Source organism: Pseudomonas sp. S3_B11, from assembly GCF_054667715.1.
Map to the genome: position 1 here is coordinate 926,397 of NZ_CP162749.1, position 19,749 is coordinate 946,145.

The following is a 19,749-nucleotide window of genomic DNA, read 5'->3' on the forward strand; positions in this document are numbered from 1 at the left end:
ACCGTTGTACCCGTAAAGGCCAGGGCGCGGGCTTCAACCCGCGTCATGGCTATAACCAGAACAGCCGCTCACAAAGCGGCAGTTCTTATTTTGAAGAAATGAGACAAGCAGGGGCATCCGGGCTGGTACCCGGACTATCAGCGTGATCCTAAGTGGCTTGTTTTAGTCGCTGCACTCGGACTTCTGCAAGTTTGCTCGGTGTTTTCGCCGGTGGTGTTCCCCTAATCGAGGGTGACCAAGCATGCAAGAAAGCGTGATGCAGCGCATGTGGAACAGTGCCCACCTTTCCGGTGGTAACGCTGCCTATGTGGAAGAGCTCTACGAGCTCTACCTGCACGACCCTAACGCTGTGCCAGAAGAATGGCGCACCTACTTTCAGAAGTTGCCGGCTGACGGTAACTCTGCCACTGATGTTTCGCACTCGACGATTCGCGATCATTTCGTGCTGCTGGCAAAGAACCAGCGCCGCGCTCAACCGGTGTCTGCCGGCAGCGTGAGCTCCGAGCACGAGAAGAAGCAAGTTGAAGTATTGCGACTGATCCAGGCCTACCGGATGCGTGGCCACCAGGCAGCCCAGCTTGACCCGCTGGGACTGTGGCAGCGTCCTGCACCTGCAGACCTGTCGATCACTCACTACGGCTTGACCAATGCCGACCTTGATACGACCTTCCGTGCCGGCGACCTGTTCATCGGCAAAGAGGAAGCGAGCCTACGCGAAATTCACGAAGCGTTGCAGCAGACATATTGCCGCACCATCGGCGCTGAATTTACGCATATCACCGATTCCGAGCAGCGCCAGTGGTTCCAGCAGCGTCTGGAAAGCGTTCGTGGCCGTCCGACGTACTCCGCCGACATCAAGAGCCACTTGCTCGAGCGCGTCACCGCCGGTGAAGGCCTGGAGAAATACCTGGGTACCAAATACCCGGGCACCAAGCGTTTCGGCCTGGAAGGCGGCGAGAGCCTGATTCCAATGCTCGATGAGCTGATCCAGCGTTCCGGTTCCTACGGCACCAAGGAAGTTGTCATCGGCATGGCCCACCGTGGCCGCCTGAACGTACTGGTCAACACCTTCGGCAAGAACCCGCGCGAGCTGTTCGACGAGTTCGAAGGCAAGAAGAAGGTCGAACTGGGTTCCGGTGACGTGAAGTACCACCAGGGCTTCTCGTCCAACGTAATGACCACAGGTGGCGAAGTCCACCTGGCCATGGCCTTCAACCCGTCCCACCTGGAAATCGTTTCCCCGGTGGTCGAGGGTTCGGTCCGTGCGCGCCAGGATCGTCGCAACGATCCGACCGGCGAGAAGGTACTGCCGATCTCCATCCACGGTGACGCGGCATTCGCCGGTCAAGGCGTGGTCATGGAAACCTTCCAGATGTCGCAGACCCGCGGTTTCAAGACCGGCGGTACCGTGCACATCGTAATCAACAACCAGGTCGGTTTCACCATCAGCAACCCGGAAGACTCGCGCTCTACCGAGTACGCAACCGACGTTGCGAAAATGATCCAGGCGCCGATTCTCCATGTGAATGGCGATGACCCGGAAGCCGTGCTGTTCGTGACCCAGTTGGCCATCGACTACCGCATGCAGTACAAGCGCGACGTGGTGATCGACCTGGTCTGCTACCGTCGTCGCGGCCACAACGAGGCCGACGAGCCAAGCGGCACCCAGCCCCTGATGTACCAGCAGATCGCCAAACAGCGCACCACCCGTGAGCTGTATGCCGAGCGCCTGACCCAGAGCGGTGTGCTGGATGCAGCGCGCGTCCAGGAAAAAGTCGATGAATATCGCAATGCCCTGGATAACGGCCTGCACGTTGTAAAAAGCCTGGTCAAAGAGCCGAACAAAGAGCTGTTCGTGGACTGGCGTCCTTACCTGGGCCACGCCTGGACCGCGCGTCACGACACCCGTTTCGACCTCAAGACCCTGCAGGAACTGTCCGCCAAGCTGCTGGAAATCCCGGACGGCTTCGTGGTTCAGCGCCAGGTCGCGAAAATCTACGAAGACCGGCAGAAGATGCAAGCCGGCGGCCTGCCGATCAACTGGGGTTATGCCGAAACCATGGCGTACGCGACCCTGGCGTTCGAAGGTCACCCGGTGCGCATCACCGGCCAGGACGTAGGCCGCGGCACTTTCTCGCACCGCCACGCGGCGCTGCACAACCAGAAAGACGCCAGCACCTACATCCCGCTGCAACACCTGTACAAAGGCCAGCCACGTTTCGACCTGTACGATTCGCTGCTGTCCGAAGAAGCCGTCCTGGCGTTCGAATATGGCTACTCCACCACCGAGCCGAATGCGCTGGTGATCTGGGAAGCCCAGTTCGGCGACTTCGCCAACGGTGCCCAGGTGGTTGTCGACCAGTTCATCACCAGTGGCGAACACAAGTGGGGCCGTCTCTGCGGTCTGACCATGCTGTTGCCGCACGGTTATGAAGGGCAGGGGCCGGAGCACTCTTCGGCACGTCTGGAGCGTTACCTGCAACTGTGTGCCGAGCACAACGTCCAGGTCTGCGTACCGACCACGCCGGCACAGATCTACCACCTGCTGCGTCGTCAGGTCATCCGTCCGCTGCGCAAGCCGCTGATCGTGCTGACACCCAAGTCGCTGCTGCGTCACAAACTGGCGATCTCCACGCTCGAGGATCTGGCCGAAGGCTCGTTCCAGACCGTTATTTCGGAAATCGACACCCTGGACGCGGCGAAGGTCACTCGCCTGGTCCTGTGCAGCGGCAAGGTCTACTACGACCTGCTGGAAAAACGTCGTGCCGAAGGCCGCGAAGACATCGCCATCGTGCGTATCGAGCAGCTTTACCCGTTCCCGGAAGAAGACCTGATGGAGGCCATCGCGCCTTACACCAACCTCACCCATGTGGTGTGGTGTCAGGAAGAACCGATGAACCAAGGCGCTTGGTACAGCAGCCAGCATCACCTGCGTCGCAGCATCGGCAACCATAACAAGGCCCTGGTCTTGGAGTATGCCGGCCGTGATGCTTCCGCTGCACCTGCGTGTGGTTATGCGTCGATGCACGCCGAGCAGCAGGAAAAACTGCTGCAAGATGCCTTCACTGTTTAACGCCTTCGCGCTGACTGAAACCGAATTTTAAGGACCCACAGATAATGGCTATCGAAATCAAAGCCCCGTCATTCCCGGAATCGGTTGCCGATGGCACCGTTGCCACCTGGCACAAGAAACCAGGCGAGGCCGTCAAGCGTGACGACCTGATCGTCGACATCGAGACCGACAAGGTCGTGCTGGAGGTATTGGCCGAAGCTGACGGCGTGCTGGGCGCAATCATTGCCGAGGAGGGCGCTACCGTTCTGTCGAACCAGGTCCTGGGCTCGATCGAAGAGGGCGGCGCTGCTGCTGCCGCTCCAGCCGCTGCTGCACCGGCTGCCGCCCAGGCCGCCGCGCCAGCCGCTGGTGGCGAAGACGATCCAGTCGCTGCCCCTGCTGCGCGCAAGCTGGCTGAAGAGAACGGCATCAACATCGCTTCCGTTGCCGGCACCGGCAAGGGTGGTCGCGTGACCAAGGAAGACGTGGTTGCAGCCGTTGCCGCCAAGAAAGCCGCTCCAGCCGCCGCGCCAGCCAAGCCTGCCGCACCTGCCGCTGCCGCTCCGGTGTTCGCTGCCGGTGACCGCGTTGAAAAACGCGTTCCGATGACCCGCGTTCGCGCTACCGTGGCCAAGCGTCTGGTAGAAGCCCAGTCGAACATGGCGATGCTGACCACCTTCAACGAAGTCGACATGACCGAAGTCATGGCCCTGCGTTCGAAGTACAAGGATCTGTTCGAGAAGTCCCACAATGGCGTACGCCTGGGCTTCATGTCGTTCTTCGTCAAGGCTGCCACCGAAGCGCTGAAACGCTTCCCGGCCGTCAACGCGTCGATCGACGGTTCCGACATCGTCTACCACGGCTACGCCGACATCGGTGTCGCTGTTTCCAGCGACCGTGGCCTGGTGGTTCCGGTACTGCGTAACGCCGAACTGATGAGCCTGGCCGAAATCGAAGGCGGCATCGCCACCTTCGGCAAGAAGGCCCGTGACGGCAAACTGTCCATCGAAGAGATGACCGGCGGTACGTTCACCATCACCAACGGTGGTACATTCGGTTCGATGATGTCGACCCCGATCGTCAACCCGCCGCAAGCGGCTATCCTGGGCATGCACAACATTCTGCAGCGTCCTATGGCGATCAATGGTCAAGTCGTGATTCGTCCGATGATGTACCTGGCACTGTCCTACGATCACCGCCTGATCGACGGTAAAGAAGCCGTGACGTTCCTGGTAACCATCAAGAACCTGCTTGAAGATCCGGCTCGTCTGCTGCTGGATATCTGATTTTCGCCGCGAGGGCCGGTCTGTTTTGACCGGCCTCTTGCTGAAACAACCGGTTTCGTCCCTCGACGGTCATCACAAGTGACCGTCCGGTTTGATTCGAAAAGGAATGACTCATGACTCAGAAATTCGACGTGGTAGTGATTGGTGCGGGCCCTGGCGGCTACGTAGCGGCCATCAAGGCTGCGCAACTGGGCCTTACCACTGCCTGCATCGAGAAATACACCGACAAGGAGGGCAAGCTGGCCCTCGGCGGTACTTGCCTGAACGTCGGCTGCATTCCTTCCAAGGCGCTGCTGGACAGCTCCTGGAAGTTCCACGAAGCCCAAGACGGCTTCGCGATCCACGGCATCAGCACGGGCGACGTGAAGATGGACGTGCCGGCGATGGTCGGTCGCAAGGCCAACATCGTCAAGAACCTGACCAGCGGTGTTGCCACCCTGTTCAAGGCCAACGGCGTGACTTCGATCCAGGGCCACGGCAAGCTGCTGATGGGCAAGAAAGTCGAAGTGACCAAGCCAGACGGCTCGGTTGAAGTGATCGAAGCCGAGAACGTCATCCTGGCGCCAGGCTCGCGTCCGATCGACATTCCACCGGCTCCGGTCGACCAGAACGTGATCGTCGATTCCACCGGTGCCCTGGAATTCCAGACCGTGCCAAAACGCCTGGGCGTGATCGGCGCTGGCGTGATCGGCCTCGAGCTGGGTTCGGTATGGTCGCGCCTGGGTGCGCAAGTGACCGTACTGGAAGCCCTCGATACCTTCCTGATGGCCGCTGACGCAGCGGTTTCCAAGGAAGCGCTGAAAACCCTGACCAAACAGGGCCTGGACATCAAGCTGGGCGCTCGCGTGACCGGTTCGAAGGTCAACGGCGAAGAAGTCGTGGTGACCTACACCGACACCAACGGCGAACAGACCATCACCTTCGACAAGCTGATCGTCGCGGTCGGCCGTCGTCCTGTGACCACTGACCTGCTGGCTGCCGATAGCGGCGTGGAAATCGACGAGCGCGGCTTCATTGCCGTTGACGACCAGTGCGCAACCGCGGTACCGGGCGTCTTCGCCATCGGTGACGTGGTTCGCGGCATGATGCTGGCACACAAGGCATCCGAAGAAGGCATCATGGTTGTCGAGCGCATCAAGGGCCACAAAGCCCAGATGAACTACGACCTGATCCCTTCGGTTATCTACACCCACCCGGAAATCGCATGGGTTGGCAAGACCGAGCAGGCCTTGAAAGCCGAAGGCGTTGAAGTTAACGTCGGCACCTTCCCGTTCGCAGCCAGTGGCCGTGCCATGGCAGCCAACGATACCGGTGGTTTCGTGAAAGTCATCGCCGATGCCAAGACGGATCGCGTATTGGGCGTTCACGTCATTGGCCCAAGCGCTGCCGAGCTGGTACAGCAAGGCGCGATCGGCATGGAATTCGGCACCAGCGCTGAAGATCTGGGCATGATGGTCTTCTCCCATCCGACCCTGTCCGAAGCCTTGCACGAAGCGGCCCTGGCCGTAAATGGCGGCGCCATCCACGTGGCCAACCGCAAGAAGCGTTAATAGACAATAAGAAACCACGGCGGTTTGGCCCGTCGTGAGCCTTGCGAGCAAGACTCACCGCGGAATATCCGCTGGACGCAGCCTTGCGTAGCCGAACCGGTTAACCGGAACGCTACGCAAGCAGCAGTCACAGGTGGTGCGGCACCAGAACGGTGCAGCACCGAATGCGCAGTACCTAACGAAGACGGTAATAAGCATGAATCTTCACGAGTATCAGGGTAAGCAGCTGTTCGCTGAGTACGGCCTGCCAGTATCCACCGGTTACGCGGTAGACACCCCGGAAGCGGCAGCAGAAGCTTGCGACAAAATCGGCGGCAGCGAATGGGTTGTCAAAGCCCAGGTTCACGCCGGTGGTCGCGGTAAAGCGGGCGGCGTCAAGCTGGTTCGCAGCAAAGAAGACGCCAAGGCCTTCGCACAGCAGTGGCTGGGCAAGCGTCTGGTGACTTACCAGACTGACGCCAACGGTCAGCCAGTCACCAAGATCCTGGTTGAATCGTGCACTGATATCGCTAAAGAGCTGTACCTGGGCGCTGTCGTTGACCGTTCGAGCCGCCGCATCGTGTTCATGGCTTCCACCGAAGGTGGCGTGGACATCGAGAAAATCGCTCACGATACCCCTGAGAAAATCCTCAAGGCCACCATCGATCCACTGGTTGGCGCACAGCCATTCCAGGGTCGCGAGCTGGCATTCCAGCTGGGCCTGGAAGGCAAGCAGGTCACTCAATTCGCCAAGATCTTCGTAGGTCTGGCCAAGCTGTTCCAGGACCACGACCTGGCACTGCTGGAAGTGAACCCGCTGGTGATCAAGGCCGACGGAGATCTGCACTGCCTCGATGCCAAGATCAACATCGACGCCAACGCCATGTACCGTCAGCCTAAGCTGAAGACTTTCCACGATCCGTCGCAAGACGATCCGCGCGAAGCGCACGCTGCCAAGTTCGAACTGAACTACGTGGCCCTGGAAGGTAACATCGGCTGCATGGTCAACGGTGCTGGCCTGGCCATGGGTACCATGGACATCGTCAACCTGCATGGCGGCAAGCCAGCCAACTTCCTCGACGTGGGCGGTGGTGCTACCAAGGAACGCGTAACCGAAGCGTTCAAGATCATCCTGTCCGACACCAACGTCGCTGCAGTACTGGTCAACATCTTCGGCGGCATCGTTCGCTGCGACATGATTGCCGAAGGCATCATCGGCGCCGTGAAAGAAGTTGGCGTGAAAATCCCGGTTGTTGTTCGCCTTGAAGGCAACAACGCTGAGCTGGGCGCTAAAGTACTGGCAGAAAGCGGTTTGAACATCATCGCTGCTACCAGCCTGACCGACGCTGCTCAACAAGTTGTCAAAGCTGCGGAGGGCAAATAATGAGCGTCCTGATCAATAAAGACACCAAGGTTATCTGCCAGGGTATTACCGGTTCGCAAGGTAGTTTCCACACCCAGCAAGCCATCGAATACGGCACCAAGATGGTTGGCGGCGTAACACCGGGCAAGGGCGGCACCGAGCACCTGGGCCTGCCAGTGTTCAACACCGTGAAAGACGCTGTAGCTGCCACTGGCGCCACCGCCAGCGTGATCTACGTTCCAGCTCCTTTCTGCAAGGACTCCATCCTTGAAGCAGCGTTCGGCGGCATCAAGCTGATCGTCTGCATCACCGAAGGCATCCCGACCATCGACATGCTGGAAGCCAAGGTCAAGTGCGACGAGCTGGGTATCACCCTGATCGGCCCTAACTGCCCAGGCGTGATCACTCCAGGCGAATGCAAGATCGGCATCATGCCAGGTCACATTCACTTGCCAGGCAAGGTCGGTATCGTTTCCCGTTCCGGCACCCTGACCTACGAAGCTGTGAAGCAGACCACTGACGCCGGTTTCGGTCAGTCGACTTGCGTCGGCATCGGCGGTGACCCGATCCCAGGCTCGAACTTCATCGACATCCTGAAGCTGTTCCAGGAAGACCCGAAGACCGAAGCTATCGTCATGATCGGTGAGATCGGCGGTTCGGCTGAAGAAGAAGCGGCTGCCTACATCAAGGCCAACGTGACCAAGCCGGTTGTTTCCTACATCGCTGGTGTGACTGCTCCTCCGGGCAAGCGCATGGGCCATGCTGGCGCAATCATCTCTGGCGGCAAAGGCACTGCAGACGAGAAATTCGCTGCACTGCAAGACGCAGGCGTGAAAACCGTGCGTTCGCTGGCAGACATCGGCAAGGCCCTGGCCGAGCTGACTGGCTGGGAAATGAAGAAGTAAGCTTCGGCTGACCTTTTCGTTCCAGCAACAAAGGCCACCTTCGGGTGGCCTTTGTCGTTTCTGGCTTCATGGCGCCAGTTAGGGCCTTATCGCGAGCAAGCTCGCTCCCACAGGGGAAGGGGGCTGTCTCGAATATTACAGTCAACACAAAACAACTGTGGGAGCGAGCTTGCTCGCGATGACGGAATGACAGTCGCCAACCATTTACATGCAAAAACGCGACACGCGAACGTCGCGCATCGGATAGTTCGCCCCTTAACAGTGCGTTCTCTCGCTAAATTCGTTAGGCTAGCAGCCATTTTTGCGACCGCTGCCCACAAGGAAGCGCCGCGCTAAACGGGTCGGTCCCATACGGATCGGCAGCATTTCCCTCACCCATAAGGGAAATCCCTCTCTAAATTCCGATTCAGTAGTGTGGTTTCCTTAATGAAAGTGTTGAAAGGCCAGGACATCCTGGCGCTTGGTTTCATGACATTTGCCCTGTTCGTCGGGGCCGGCAACATCATCTTCCCGCCTATCGTCGGTTTGCAGTCCGGACCTCATGTCTGGATGGCGGCGCTGGGCTTCTTGATCACGGCGGTCGGGCTGCCGGTCATCACGGTCGTTGCACTGGCCAAGGTGGGCGGTGCGATGGATGCCTTGAGCAGCCCCATCGGCAAGCTCGCCGGTGGTGTACTGGCGGCAGTGTGCTACCTGGCCGTCGGTCCATTGTTCGCCACGCCGCGTACCGCCACCGTTTCGTTCGAAGTCGGCCTGGCGCCGTTGACCGGTGAAAGCCCGCTGGCGCTGTTTCTCTATAGCGCAGTGTATTTCCTGCTGGTGTTTTTCATTTCGCTCTATCCGGGCCGTCTGCTGGACACCGTCGGGCGCTTCCTCGCGCCACTGAAGATCATCGCCCTGGCCGTGCTCGGCATCGCGGCGTTTGCCTTGCCCGCGGGGGATATCGGCGTGGCGACCCCCGAGTACATCGCGGCACCGTTCTCCCAAGGGTTCATCAATGGCTACCTGACCATGGATACCCTGGGCGCCTTGGTGTTCGGCATTGTCATCGTCAACGCGATCCGTTCCCGGGGCGTCGAGTCACCGGCCTTGATCACCCGCTATGCGATCATCGCCGGGCTGATCGCCGGGGTGGGCCTGGCGCTGGTCTACGTCAGCCTGTTCCGCCTGGGTTCGGGCAGCCATGAAGTGGCCGTGGGCGCAACCAACGGCGCCGCTGTGCTGCATGCCTACGTGCAACACACCTTCGGTAGCCTGGGCAGCGGTTTCCTTGCAGTGTTGATCTCCCTGGCGTGCCTGGTGACCGCGGTCGGCCTGACCTGCGCCTGCGCCGAGTACTTCAGCCGCGTCCTGCCGCTTTCCTACAAGACCTTGGTCGTGATCCTGGCGGCTTTTTCGCTGCTGGTGTCCAACCTGGGCCTGACCAAGCTGATCGCGTTCTCGATTCCGGTCCTCACCGCGATCTATCCGCCGTGCATCGCCCTGGTGGCCCTGAGCTTCTGCAAGGACTTCTGGCACGAGCAGGGGCGTATCGTTGGCCCGGTGATGCTGGTGTCGTTCCTGTTTGGCCTGATCGATGCGCTCAAGGGCGCCGGCCTGGCGGACTGGATGCCGGCGCAACTGGCTCACCTGCCGCTGAGCGAGCAAGGCCTGGCCTGGCTGGTGCCTTCGGTGATGACCCTGGTGGTCGCGGTGGTGTGCGATCGCCTGCTGGGCAAGCGCAGCGAAGCGTTGGCTTAAGCGACAACAGGCAGATCCATCGGCAAGAACTGAAATGCCCCGTATCAATCGATACGGGGCATTTTTTTTGAGTGCAGTGTCTTTTTCCGTGGACTGTGGGAGCGAGCCTGCTCGCGATAGCGTTGGAACTGCCGACATCGAAGTGAAAGTTATACCGCTATCGCGAGCAGGCTCGCTCCCACAGGGTTCGCTGATACTATTGCCACAGATTTTGTTTCGTCACAGGAAATCGAATGTCATTCATCCAAGCCAACCTGATCCATCTGCTTGCCGCCGCCTGGTTCATCATCTGCTGGGCGGGCTACACCCGTTATGCCTCTTGGAGGGCGCGCGACACGGCGTGCCTGGCCAGCGTGATGCACCTGTACCGCGAAGACTGGATGCGCCGCATGTTGCTGCGTGAGAACCGTATCGCCGATGCCAGCGTGATCGGCAACCTGGAGCGCAATGCATCCTTCTTCGCCTCCAGCACGCTGATCATCCTGGCCGGTATCCTGACGGTACTCGGGGCATCTGATCGGGCGGTGTCGTTGCTTGCGGACATACCGATGGTGCAGCAGGCTTCCCAGGGCATGGCGGAGGTCAAGTTGCTGTGCCTGGCACTGGTGTTCGTATATGCGTTCTTCACGTTCAGCTGGTGCATGCGCCAATACAACTTTGCGGCAGTGCTGATTGGCTCGGCGCCGATGATCGGCGAGCGCCATGTGTCGGAGCAGGAGCGCAAGGCCTTTGCGCTGAGGGCGGCGCGAGTGATCTCCATGGCCGCCAACCAGTTCAACTTCGGCCTGCGTGCCTATTATTTCGGCATGACCATGTTGGCGTGGTTCGTCAGTCCCTGGTTATTCATGTTGATGAGTGCTGGTGTGGTGTTCGTGCTGTATCAGCGCGAGTTTCACTCCGATGTGCTGGACGTGATGGTCTATACCCCCACCGAAGCGCCAGTGTCCGAGGTGGGCAAGGAAGCGGCCTGACAGGCGTTGCCGCCAAATCGCAGGCAAAAGAAAACCCGCACCAGGCGGGTTTTCTCTTGCTGCTAAAACCGTATCAGTTGGTTTTAGGCGCGGTAGCAGGTGCTTCCTGCGCGGCGGCGTCTTTCGATTCAGACTGAGCTTTGGCGGCTTCGGCGTTTTCTTTCGCCGCCTCGTTCACTTTATCCTGTGCTTTGTTCATGTCTTGCTGAGCTTGCTCAGCGTGTTGGTTGGCATCTTGAGCTTTGTCCTCGGATTTTTTATCGCAGGCAGCGAGGCCGAGGGAAGCGGCCAACATCAAGGCAATAGCAAAAGTCTTACGCATGGGGTGTTTCTCCTTATGGAAATAACTACTGGCCTTTTGAACGCCACCCCTTGAATTAAGTTCCTGTTGTGTAACAGATATATAACTTTGCACTGCGATGGAACTTTGTGGATTGCGCCTGTTGTCAGGTCTCGTCACTCACTGGAGCGTTGATCGAATGGCCGAAGACCCCGTTTTTGAGCGTGCGACACGTTTTCTATCCGCACTCAGGCATTGCCAGGTGCTGGGCTTGAAGTTGCACAGTGCCAGTCGTGACGGGCTGACGGTCATCTTGCCGTTCAGCCCGAAAATCGTCGGCAATCCGCTGACGGGCATCATCCACGGCGGGGCCTTGACCTCATTGATGGACACCGCGTGCGGCATGTCGACCTTATGTGTGCTGCCGCAATTCGAAGTCTGTCCCACCCTCGATCTGCGCATCGACTACATGCACGCCGCCGAGCCCCATAAGGATGTCTACGGCTTCGCGCAATGCTACCGAGTCACCCCGGACGTGATCTTCACCCGGGGTTTCGCCTACCAGGACGATCCCGAACAACCCATCGCCCACGTGGTGGGTACCTTCATGCGCCTGGGCCAGCATGCCAGGGGAATAGGGAAGGGCGGCCCGATGACCGCTGTGGGCCAGCCATGACCGATATCACTCAGGAACAACTGTGCCGCGCCTGCGAGCAGGGCGACTACGCGCTGCTGCTCGCTTCGATCCCCTATGCCCAACTCATCGGCGTCCAATGCACGCGCCAGGGCGACGACTTGTTGTTTCGCCTGCCGGCCAACAAAGACAACATTGGTAACCCTTTACTGCCGGCCATCCATGGTGGGGTCATCGCCGGTTTCATGGAACTGGCCGCTGCCGTGCATCTGTTGATCGCCACCGGCACGCCAGGCATACCGAAAATCATCGATTTTTCCCTGGATTACCTGCGCACCGGGCAGTTTCGCGACACCTATGCCAAATGCCAGGTCTGGCGCCAGGGCCGGCGGGTCGCCAACGTCGCGATCACCGCCTGGCAAGACGTCGAGGCCGAACCCATCGCCACTGCCCGGGCGCATTTCAAGATCCAGGAGCCGTCAAAACCGGATCGCCCTTGAAATCATCAGCGTTGCCCCCACCTTGAGGACATCCCGCCGCCAATCTCAGCGAGGCGGACACCACCATCCACTTGGAGTTTGATGACCATGAGCGTGGAAACTCAAAAGGAAACCCTGGGCTTCCAGACCGAGGTGAAGCAACTGCTGCACCTGATGATTCACTCGCTGTATTCCAATAAGGAAATTTTCCTTCGCGAGTTGATTTCGAACGCCTCTGACGCTGTCGACAAATTACGTTTCGAAGCCCTTTCCAAGCCTGAATTGCTGGAAGGCGGCGCTGAGCTGAAAATCCGTGTGAGCTTCGACAAGGACGCGAAAACCGTCACCCTCGAAGACAACGGCATCGGCATGAGCCGCGAAGAGGTGATCACGCACCTGGGCACTATCGCCAAGTCTGGCACTGCCGATTTCATGAAGAACCTGTCCGGCGACCAGAAGAAAGATTCCCACCTGATCGGCCAGTTTGGCGTCGGTTTCTATTCCGCGTTCATCGTTGCCGACCAGGTCGAAGTGTTCAGTCGCCGTGCCGGCCTCGCTGCGAGCGAAGGCGTGCACTGGTCGTCCAAGGGCGAGGGCGAGTTTGAAGTCGCCACCATCGACAAGGCTGATCGCGGTACCCGCATCGTGCTGCACCTCAAGTCCGGTGAAGACGAGTTCGCCGATGGCTGGCGCTTGCGCAACATCATCAAGAAGTACTCCGACCACATCGCGCTGCCGATCGAGCTGCCGAAGGAAGTCACCGCTGCCGAAGGCGAAGAAAAGCCTGAAGTGGAATGGGAAACCGTCAACCGCGCCAGTGCCTTGTGGACCCGTCCGCGCACCGAGGTGAAAGACGAGGAATACCAGGAGTTCTACAAGCACATCGCCCACGACTTCGAGAACCCGCTGAGCTGGAGCCATAACAAGGTCGAAGGCAAGCTGGAGTACAACTCGCTGCTGTACGTGCCGGCCCGTGCACCGTTCGACCTGTACCAGCGCGAAGCGCCACGCGGCCTGAAGCTGTACGTGCAGCGCGTGTTCGTGATGGACCAGGCCGAATCGTTCCTGCCGCTGTACCTGCGCTTCATCAAGGGTGTGGTGGACTCCAACGATTTGTCGCTGAACGTTTCGCGGGAAATCCTGCAGAAAGATCCGATCATCGATTCCATGAAGTCGGCACTGACCAAGCGCGTGCTGGACATGCTGGAAAAACTGGCGAAGAACGAGCCCGAGCAGTACAAGAGCTTCTGGAAAAACTTCGGCCAGGTGATGAAAGAAGGTCCGGCCGAGGACTTCGCCAACAAAGAGAAGATCGCCGGCCTGCTGCGCTTTGCGTCGACCCAAGGTGATGATGGCGAGCAGATCGTTGGCCTGGCCGATTACCTGGCTCGCGCCAAGGAAGGTCAGGACAAGATCTACTACCTGACCGGTGAAACTTATGCACAGGTCAAGAACAGCCCGCACCTGGAAGTCTTCCGCAAGAAAGGCATCGAAGTGCTGCTGCTGACCGACCGCATCGACGAGTGGCTGATGAGCTACCTCAACGAGTTCGACGGCAAGAGCTTTGTCGACGTGGCCCGTGGTGACCTGGACCTCGGCAACCTGGATTCGGAAGAAGACAAGAAAGCCGCCGAAGAAGTCGCCAAGAGCAAGGAAGGCCTGGTCGAGCGGATCAAGACGGCCCTGGGCGATGCTGTCAGCGAAGTGCGTGTCTCGCACCGCCTGACCGATTCCCCGGCGATCCTGGCCATCGGTGAGCAGGACCTGGGCCTGCAAATGCGCCAGATCCTCGAAGCCAGCGGCCAGAAAGTCCCGGACTCCAAGCCGATCTTCGAATTCAACCCGGCGCACCCGCTGGTGGAAAAACTCGACAACGAGCAGAGCGAAGAGCGTTTCGGCGATCTGTCGCACATCCTGTTCGACCAAGCGGCCCTGGCGGCTGGCGACAGCCTGAAGGACCCGGCGGCGTATGTGCGTCGCCTGAACAAGCTGCTGGTTGAACTGTCAGCTTAAACAAGTGCAGGAAAAACCCGCTTCGGCGGGTTTTTTCATTTCTGGTGTTCAGTCAAAAAGGAGTCCGACATGAGTCAGGTTACGGTTCGTTCGCTGGTCTATCAGATCGAAGGTCAAACCTATGAAGGCCGCCTGGCCTTCGACGTCAGCCAACAGGGCTCGCGCCCGGGGTTGCTGATGGCGCCGAATTGGATGGGCGTAGGGGCGGGGGCCGAGGACATCGCCAGATCGGTGGCGGCCAACGGTTATGTGGTGTTGATCGCCGACCTCTACGGGCAGACGGTCCGCCCGAGCAATGCTGATGAGGCGGGGGCGGCGATGATGCCCCTCAAGAACGACCGGGCGTTGTTGCGCAAGCGCATGCAGGCGGCGCTCGAGCAACTGCAGAGCCAGGGCGAAGCGCAGGTCGACGCTTCCAGGCTGGCCACGTTCGGCTTTTGCTTCGGGGGTTGCTGCGCCCTGGAACTGGCCCGCAGCGGCGCACCGCTGAAGGCGGCGATTTCCTTCCACGGCACCCTGGATACACCGACCCCGGCCGATGCGCAGAACATCAAGGGCGCGGTGTTGGTCATGCATGGCGCCTCGGACCCGCTGGTGCCGAAAGAGCAGCTACCGGCCTTCGAAGATGAAATGAACGCCGCCGGGGTGGATTGGCAACTGCTGAGCTACGGCGGTGCAGTGCATTCGTTCACCGACCCGCAGGCCAATGTGCCGGGCAAGATGATGTACGACGCCAAGGTCGCCGGGCGGGCGTTCCGGTCGATGCATAACTTGTTGGATGAAGTGTTCAGGGGCTGAGATTGGGGCGTTTGATACAAAACCATCGCGAGCAAGCTCGCTCCCACATTTGACCGGGGGGGTCGCAGCACTTGCGAACGACACCGATCCAGTGTGGGAGCGAGCTTGCTCGCGATGACTGCCTGACAGGCAACCTTGAATCTAGGGCAACTCGATCCGCTCACTTTCCCCCGGCACCGTCGGCCAGTCCCCAGCCGCCCAGCGCCGGCGGGCTTCATCGATCCGGGCCGGGTCGCTGGAAACGAAGTTCCAGTTGATCCGTCGCGGCCCGTCCAGGGGCGCACCGCCGAATAGCACGGCGTGGCAGTCACTGTCGGCAAACAGCGTCATTTCTTCCCCTGTCGGCAAGATCACCAGGGAAAGGGCTTCTACCGGCTCGCCATCCAATAAGGCCTCGCCGCTCAGCACATACAGGGCTCGCTCTGCATGCTCGTTGGGAATCAACAAGGTCGTCGCGGTCTGCAGGTTCAATTCGGCATACAGCGTCGGCGACAGCACTGGCACTGGCGATTCCAGGCAAAAGCCTGACCCGGCGATCATCCGGATGCTGACCCCCAGGTTCTCGCTGACCGGCAGGCTCTGTGCCGGGTGATGGCTGTAGTGCCCGGGGCCTTGTTCATGGACCTTGGGCGAGGCCAGCCAGACTTGCAATCCGTGCATGACGAACGTGCTGCCCAGCAATGACTCGGGGGTGCGCTCGACGTGGGCGATGGCGCTGCCGGCGGTCATCCAACTGACATCCCCGGCGTCCACCACCTGGTCGGAACCCAGGCTGTCCTTGTGCTGGAGTTTTCCTTCGAACAGGTAGGTGAGGGTGGACAGGCCGATATGCGGATGCTGGCGGATATTCATGCCTCTCCCGGCCGGGTAGGTGGTTTGCAGCATGTGATCGAAGAACACGAAAGGCCCGACGCTGCGGCATTTGGCGGACGGCAGCGGGCGAAGAATCGGCTGGCCTTCGACATCTTCGGCGCGGGGGCGAACGGTCAGGGGAGTGCTCATGTTGTCTTCCAGGTTGAACAACGGTTGCACGAAGCATAACCCGTCGCCGGCAGACGCGGCAGATACCCCTTGAACCCCGGCGGGACGGTTGGGGTCTACGCTGTTCAAGGCTTCTGGAGACTGCCCGTGCCCCTGACCCGTTTGATCTGCGCCTGGCTACTGGTCGTTTCCAGCAACGGCGCCGTGGCTCGCGAGTATGCCTACAGCGATGCACACCTGCATTACGTCGATTTCTTCCAGGAAACCGCCGGCATGCCCAAGTTGCTCCAGGCGATGGCGGACAATCGCATTGAGCATGTGATGATTTCCGGTGTGCCGGTGGCCAAGAAATGGCATGAGGACGAGCCCAAGCGTCCGCGCTATTACGCCGGTGACGATGCGGATGCCTACTGGTACAGCGCCACCGACGTGATTGTCGCCGCGGCGGTGAGCAAGCTGACCGATGAGCAGCGCCGGCACTTTCATCCATTCCTGTCGGGCTTCAATCCCAACGACAAGAACTCCGCCGCCCATATCCAGCGCATGCTCGATCTCTACCCGGGTTTGTGGCAAGGCATCGGCGAGGTCTTCACCCGCCATGACGATCTGACGGCGCTGACCTCGGGCGACACCCCACGGGCCAACAACGAAGCCATGACGCGGATCTATCACCTGGCGGCCGAGAACGACCTGCCGGTGATGCTGCATTCCAACATCACTTCCAAGCGTGAGAAAAATCCGCTGTACCTGGCAGAAATCGAGGAGCCGTTGCGCAATCATCCGCACACGCGCTTCATCTGGGCCCATGCCGGTACCAGCATGGAAATCCATCGCCACCAGACCCGCTTGGATTTTCTGTTGCCGACCCTGATCCGCATGCTCGAGGCCTATCCCAATCTGTACATAGACCTGTCCTGGAGCGTGCTCACGCCGTACTTGCTGGACGAGGCGGGCAAACCCCGGGATGAGTGGGTAACGCTGGTGGAGCGCTTTCCCGAGCGCTTCATGGTGGGCTCGGATGTCGTCGGGCGGTTCAACAAGTTGGGCAAGGAGCTGCGCAGCTTCGGTCCGTTTCTCGATGCCTTGCCCGAAGACGTGGCGCGGAAGGTGGCGCGGGATAACTTTCTGGCGGTGTTGTGTGGGAGCAAGGCTTGCCCGCGATGAAGACGACGCCGGTTCTCGGGGAAACGAGGTGCCTGCATCGCGAGCAAGCTTTGCTCCCACAGAGCAACATCGCTTTGTCATCAGCCTGTCACTCCCGCGTCATACCCTCGCGCTCATCTCAATCAAGGAGCGCACTATGCATCTCACCCGTTCAAGCGCACTGGTCGCGCTGTTGTTGACCTGCGGCCTGGCACAGGCCGAAGTCCGTGTCGAAGGCCCGGTGGAGTACGGTGTTTTCGAAGGGCCGCAAGCCGAGCTGCAATCGGGAGAGCGGGTCCTGCGGCGCGGCAACGAGCAGATCCGCCAGACCGAGAGCGTGCCGGCGAAGCTGGGTACCAAGTTCGGCATGCGCTACCAGTTGGCCGGCAAGGTCGCGGATGACCAGCCGTTGACCCTGTTGTACTTCACCCCCGGCATCCGCACCCCCGATGGCGTGCGCCACGACAAGTTCGAGGTCATCCAGAAACTGGTGCCCGGCGCGCCCCAGGATGTCATGGCCTATGAATTCACCGAAAGCCACGAAGTGGTGCCGGGGGAGTGGCGGTTCATGGTGTTCCAGGGTGATCGGCTGCTGACGCAGCAGCGGTTTGTCGTGCGCTGATTGAGGGAACACGTGGGAGCGAGTTCGCTCCCACAATGAACTCAGGCATATTCGCCAGGCAAAAAAAACGCCCCGAACCAGTCGGGGCGTTTTTGTGTGTGGCGTAGCGGCGGGGCTTACTTGCCCTGCCAGCGCTTCAGTACCAGGGTGGCGTTGGTGCCGCCGAAGCCGAAGCTGTTGCTCATCACGGTATTGATGGTGGCGTTTTCGCGAGTCTTGGTCAGGATTGGCAGATCGGCTACTTCTGGGTCCAGCTCGTCGATGTTGGCCGAACCGGCCATGAAGTTGCCTTCCATCATCAGCATGCAGTAGATCGCTTCGTGAACGCCGGCGGCGCCCAGGGAGTGACCCGACAGGCTCTTGGTGGAGCTGATGGCCGGGGCATTGCCGCCGAACACTTCGCGCACACCTTTCATTTCCGCGACGTCGCCGACCGGGGTCGAGGTGCCGTGGGTGTTCAGGTAGTCGATCGGTGCGTCAACGGTGGACATGGCCATCTGCATGCAACGGATGGCGCCTTCGCCACTTGGGGCGACCATGTCGTAGCCGTCGGAAGTGGCGCCGTAGCCGACGATTTCCGCGTAGATCTTGGCGCCACGGGCCAGGGCGTGTTCCAGCTCCTCGACCACCACCATGCCACCGCCGCCGGCGATGACGAAACCGTCACGGTCGGCATCGTAGGCACGGGAAGCTTTTTCCGGCGTGTCGTTGCGCTTGCTGGACAGGGCGCCCATGGCGTCGAACAGGAACGATTGGCTCCAATGTTCCTCTTCACCGCCGCCAGCGAACACGACGTCCTGCTTGCCCATCTGGATCTGTTCCATGGCGTTGCCAATGCAGTGGGCACTGGTGGCGCAGGCAGAGGCGATGGAGTAGTTCAGGCCCTTGATCTTGAACGGCGTGGCCAGGCAGGCGGAAACCGTGCTGCTCATGGTCCGAGTGACGCGGTATGGGCCAACGCGCTTGACGCCTTTCTCGCGCAGGATGTCCAGCGCTTCCATCTGATTCAAGGTGGAGGCGCCACCGGAACCGGCGATCAGGCCGGTGCGCGGGTTGGAAACCTGCTCTTCGGTCAGCCCGGAGTCAGCGATGGCGTCCTTCATGGCCAGGTAGGCGTAAGCCGCCGCGTGGCCGACGAAACGGTAGATCTTGCGATCGATCAGCTCTTCGAGGGGAAGGTCAATGGAGCCGGAAACCTGGCTACGCAGACCCATTTCGGCATATTCCGGGTTGAACCGGATGCCAGGGCGACTTGCACGCAGGTTAGCGGAGACGGTCTCTTTGTCATTGCCCAGGCACGAAACGATGCCCAGACCAGTGATAACGACGCGGCGCATGCGGATAACCCTTAGAAGTTGTCAGTGGAGGTGAAAACGCCGACCCGAAGGCCTTCGGCGGTGTAGATCTCGCGACCATCCACGGCAACCGAACCATCGGCAATGGCCATGTTCAGCTTGCCCTTGAGGACGCGTTTGATATGAATGTTATAGGTGATTTTCTTGGCGGTCGGGAGGACCTGACCAAAGAACTTCACTTCGCCCGAACCCAGGGCGCGACCGCGACCCGGCAGGCCTTGCCAGCCGAGGAAGAAACCGACCAGTTGCCACATGGCGTCCAGGCCCAGGCAGCCCGGCATCACCGGATCACCTTCGAAATGGCAGGCGAAGAACCACAGGTCCGGAGTGATATCCAGCTCGGCGACCAATTCACCTTTGCCGTACTTGCCACCCTCTTCGCTGATATGGGTGATGCGATCCACCATCAGCATGTTCGGGGCGGGCAGTTGCGCGTTACCTGGGCCGAACAGCTCACCGCGACTGCAGCGCAGCAGATCTTCCCGGGTAAAGGCGTTTTGTTTGGTCATGCGAGCTCCTCAATAGTCCCATGCGGCAGGGTGGGGCAAATCTTCCCGGCCGATCGAAGCGTTCATGCCTCGAGTCGACAGCCTACTCA

At 60.1% G+C, this 19,749-nt stretch carries 17 protein-coding genes; 13 read left to right on the top strand and 4 right to left on the bottom strand.

Features of this window, described 5'->3' with window-relative positions; translation table 11 throughout:
* Positions 1-241 precede the first annotated feature (241 nt).
* The 7 genes from AB4O22_RS04325 (at position 242) to AB4O22_RS04355 (ending at position 10,846) form a co-directional block, all read left to right on the top strand.
* Positions 242-3,073: a 2-oxoglutarate dehydrogenase E1 component gene (locus AB4O22_RS04325; RefSeq protein ID WP_053163104.1), complete on the top strand. Its 2,832-nt coding sequence runs from the start codon at positions 242-244 to the stop codon at positions 3,071-3,073.
* 44 nt (positions 3,074-3,117) lie between these two features.
* Positions 3,118-4,338 carry a 2-oxoglutarate dehydrogenase complex dihydrolipoyllysine-residue succinyltransferase gene (gene odhB / locus AB4O22_RS04330; RefSeq protein WP_014339583.1) on the top strand — a complete coding sequence of 407 codons (1,221 nt, stop codon included), beginning with the start codon at positions 3,118-3,120 and terminating at the stop codon, positions 4,336-4,338.
* A gap of 113 nt (positions 4,339-4,451) precedes the next feature.
* Positions 4,452-5,888, top strand: a complete 1,437-nt coding sequence (lpdA, locus tag AB4O22_RS04335) for a dihydrolipoyl dehydrogenase (RefSeq protein WP_003204429.1) — start codon at positions 4,452-4,454, stop codon at positions 5,886-5,888.
* A gap of 196 nt (positions 5,889-6,084) precedes the next feature.
* Positions 6,085-7,251, top strand: a complete 1,167-nt coding sequence (gene sucC, locus AB4O22_RS04340) for an ADP-forming succinate--CoA ligase subunit beta (RefSeq protein ID WP_003179235.1) — start codon at positions 6,085-6,087, stop codon at positions 7,249-7,251.
* The gene (gene sucD / locus AB4O22_RS04345) at positions 7,251-8,135 is read left to right on the top strand and encodes a succinate--CoA ligase subunit alpha (RefSeq protein WP_003179236.1); all 885 of its coding nucleotides are present in this window, start codon (positions 7,251-7,253) and stop codon (positions 8,133-8,135) included. The genes sucC and sucD overlap by 1 nt, the downstream gene beginning before the upstream one ends.
* Positions 8,136-8,561: 426 nt before the next feature.
* Complete coding sequence (brnQ, locus tag AB4O22_RS04350) at positions 8,562-9,875, top strand: branched-chain amino acid transport system II carrier protein (RefSeq protein ID WP_223470672.1); 1,314 nt, start codon at positions 8,562-8,564, stop codon at positions 9,873-9,875.
* A gap of 233 nt (positions 9,876-10,108) precedes the next feature.
* Complete coding sequence (locus AB4O22_RS04355; protein ID WP_223470671.1) at positions 10,109-10,846, top strand: DUF599 domain-containing protein; 738 nt, start codon at positions 10,109-10,111, stop codon at positions 10,844-10,846.
* Between the two features lie 73 nt (positions 10,847-10,919).
* Here the strand turns inward: AB4O22_RS04355 and AB4O22_RS04360 are convergent, their stop codons facing one another.
* Complete coding sequence (locus AB4O22_RS04360) at positions 10,920-11,168, bottom strand: hypothetical protein (RefSeq protein WP_223470670.1); 249 nt, start codon at positions 11,166-11,168, stop codon at positions 10,920-10,922.
* A gap of 157 nt (positions 11,169-11,325) precedes the next feature.
* Here AB4O22_RS04360 and AB4O22_RS04365 point away from each other — a divergent pair, with 157 nt between their 5' ends.
* The 4 genes from AB4O22_RS04365 (at position 11,326) to AB4O22_RS04380 (ending at position 15,050) form a co-directional block, all read left to right on the top strand.
* Positions 11,326-11,802, top strand: a complete 477-nt coding sequence (locus AB4O22_RS04365; protein WP_223470669.1) for a PaaI family thioesterase — start codon at positions 11,326-11,328, stop codon at positions 11,800-11,802.
* On the top strand, positions 11,799-12,260 hold the full coding sequence (locus tag AB4O22_RS04370) for a PaaI family thioesterase (RefSeq protein WP_460095932.1): 462 nt from the start codon (positions 11,799-11,801) through the stop codon (positions 12,258-12,260). The genes AB4O22_RS04365 and AB4O22_RS04370 overlap by 4 nt, the downstream gene beginning before the upstream one ends.
* Positions 12,261-12,347: 87 nt before the next feature.
* Positions 12,348-14,252, top strand: a complete 1,905-nt coding sequence (htpG, locus tag AB4O22_RS04375; protein ID WP_003204412.1) for a molecular chaperone HtpG — start codon at positions 12,348-12,350, stop codon at positions 14,250-14,252.
* Positions 14,253-14,321: 69 nt separating this feature from the next.
* On the top strand, positions 14,322-15,050 hold the full coding sequence (locus AB4O22_RS04380; RefSeq protein ID WP_223470667.1) for a dienelactone hydrolase family protein: 729 nt from the start codon (positions 14,322-14,324) through the stop codon (positions 15,048-15,050).
* 141 nt (positions 15,051-15,191) lie between these two features.
* Here AB4O22_RS04380 and AB4O22_RS04385 read toward each other — a convergent pair whose 3' ends face one another.
* A complete protein-coding gene (locus tag AB4O22_RS04385; protein WP_223470666.1) occupies positions 15,192-16,052 on the bottom strand; it encodes a pirin family protein in 861 nt (286 codons plus the stop codon).
* 126 nt (positions 16,053-16,178) lie between these two features.
* Between AB4O22_RS04385 and AB4O22_RS04390 the strand changes: the two genes are divergently transcribed.
* Both AB4O22_RS04390 and AB4O22_RS04395 read left to right on the top strand, forming a co-directional pair.
* On the top strand, positions 16,179-17,195 hold the full coding sequence (locus AB4O22_RS04390) for an amidohydrolase family protein (protein ID WP_027911517.1): 1,017 nt from the start codon (positions 16,179-16,181) through the stop codon (positions 17,193-17,195).
* Positions 17,196-17,331: 136 nt separating this feature from the next.
* Positions 17,332-17,796, top strand: coding sequence for a DUF3859 domain-containing protein (locus AB4O22_RS04395; protein WP_027911516.1), 465 nt, complete (start codon positions 17,332-17,334; stop codon positions 17,794-17,796).
* A gap of 116 nt (positions 17,797-17,912) precedes the next feature.
* Here the strand turns inward: AB4O22_RS04395 and fabB are convergent, their stop codons facing one another.
* The gene (gene fabB / locus AB4O22_RS04400) at positions 17,913-19,133 is read right to left on the bottom strand and encodes a beta-ketoacyl-ACP synthase I (protein ID WP_013694028.1); all 1,221 of its coding nucleotides are present in this window, start codon (positions 19,131-19,133) and stop codon (positions 17,913-17,915) included.
* Positions 19,134-19,144: 11 nt separating this feature from the next.
* Positions 19,145-19,660, bottom strand: a complete 516-nt coding sequence (gene fabA / locus AB4O22_RS04405; RefSeq protein ID WP_003204400.1) for a 3-hydroxyacyl-[acyl-carrier-protein] dehydratase FabA — start codon at positions 19,658-19,660, stop codon at positions 19,145-19,147.
* Positions 19,661-19,749 lie beyond the last annotated feature (89 nt).

Bases quoted from the DNA above. Each gene is read 5' to 3' on its own strand.
- AB4O22_RS04325 (WP_053163104.1), top strand. From the start codon at position 242: ATGCAAGAAAGCGTGATGCAGCGCATGTGGAACAGTGCCCACCTTTCC.
- odhB (WP_014339583.1), top strand. From the start codon at position 3,118: ATGGCTATCGAAATCAAAGCCCCGTCATTCCCGGAATCGGTTGCCGAT.
- lpdA (WP_003204429.1), top strand. From the start codon at position 4,452: ATGACTCAGAAATTCGACGTGGTAGTGATTGGTGCGGGCCCTGGCGGC.
- sucC (WP_003179235.1), top strand. From the start codon at position 6,085: ATGAATCTTCACGAGTATCAGGGTAAGCAGCTGTTCGCTGAGTACGGC.
- sucD (WP_003179236.1), top strand. From the start codon at position 7,251: ATGAGCGTCCTGATCAATAAAGACACCAAGGTTATCTGCCAGGGTATT.
- brnQ (WP_223470672.1), top strand. From the start codon at position 8,562: ATGAAAGTGTTGAAAGGCCAGGACATCCTGGCGCTTGGTTTCATGACA.
- AB4O22_RS04355 (WP_223470671.1), top strand. From the start codon at position 10,109: ATGTCATTCATCCAAGCCAACCTGATCCATCTGCTTGCCGCCGCCTGG.
- AB4O22_RS04360 (WP_223470670.1), bottom strand. From the start codon at position 11,168: ATGCGTAAGACTTTTGCTATTGCCTTGATGTTGGCCGCTTCCCTCGGC.
- AB4O22_RS04365 (WP_223470669.1), top strand. From the start codon at position 11,326: ATGGCCGAAGACCCCGTTTTTGAGCGTGCGACACGTTTTCTATCCGCA.
- AB4O22_RS04370 (WP_460095932.1), top strand. From the start codon at position 11,799: ATGACCGATATCACTCAGGAACAACTGTGCCGCGCCTGCGAGCAGGGC.
- htpG (WP_003204412.1), top strand. From the start codon at position 12,348: ATGAGCGTGGAAACTCAAAAGGAAACCCTGGGCTTCCAGACCGAGGTG.
- AB4O22_RS04380 (WP_223470667.1), top strand. From the start codon at position 14,322: ATGAGTCAGGTTACGGTTCGTTCGCTGGTCTATCAGATCGAAGGTCAA.
- AB4O22_RS04385 (WP_223470666.1), bottom strand. From the start codon at position 16,052: ATGAGCACTCCCCTGACCGTTCGCCCCCGCGCCGAAGATGTCGAAGGC.
- AB4O22_RS04395 (WP_027911516.1), top strand. From the start codon at position 17,332: ATGCATCTCACCCGTTCAAGCGCACTGGTCGCGCTGTTGTTGACCTGC.
- fabB (WP_013694028.1), bottom strand. From the start codon at position 19,133: ATGCGCCGCGTCGTTATCACTGGTCTGGGCATCGTTTCGTGCCTGGGC.
- fabA (WP_003204400.1), bottom strand. From the start codon at position 19,660: ATGACCAAACAAAACGCCTTTACCCGGGAAGATCTGCTGCGCTGCAGT.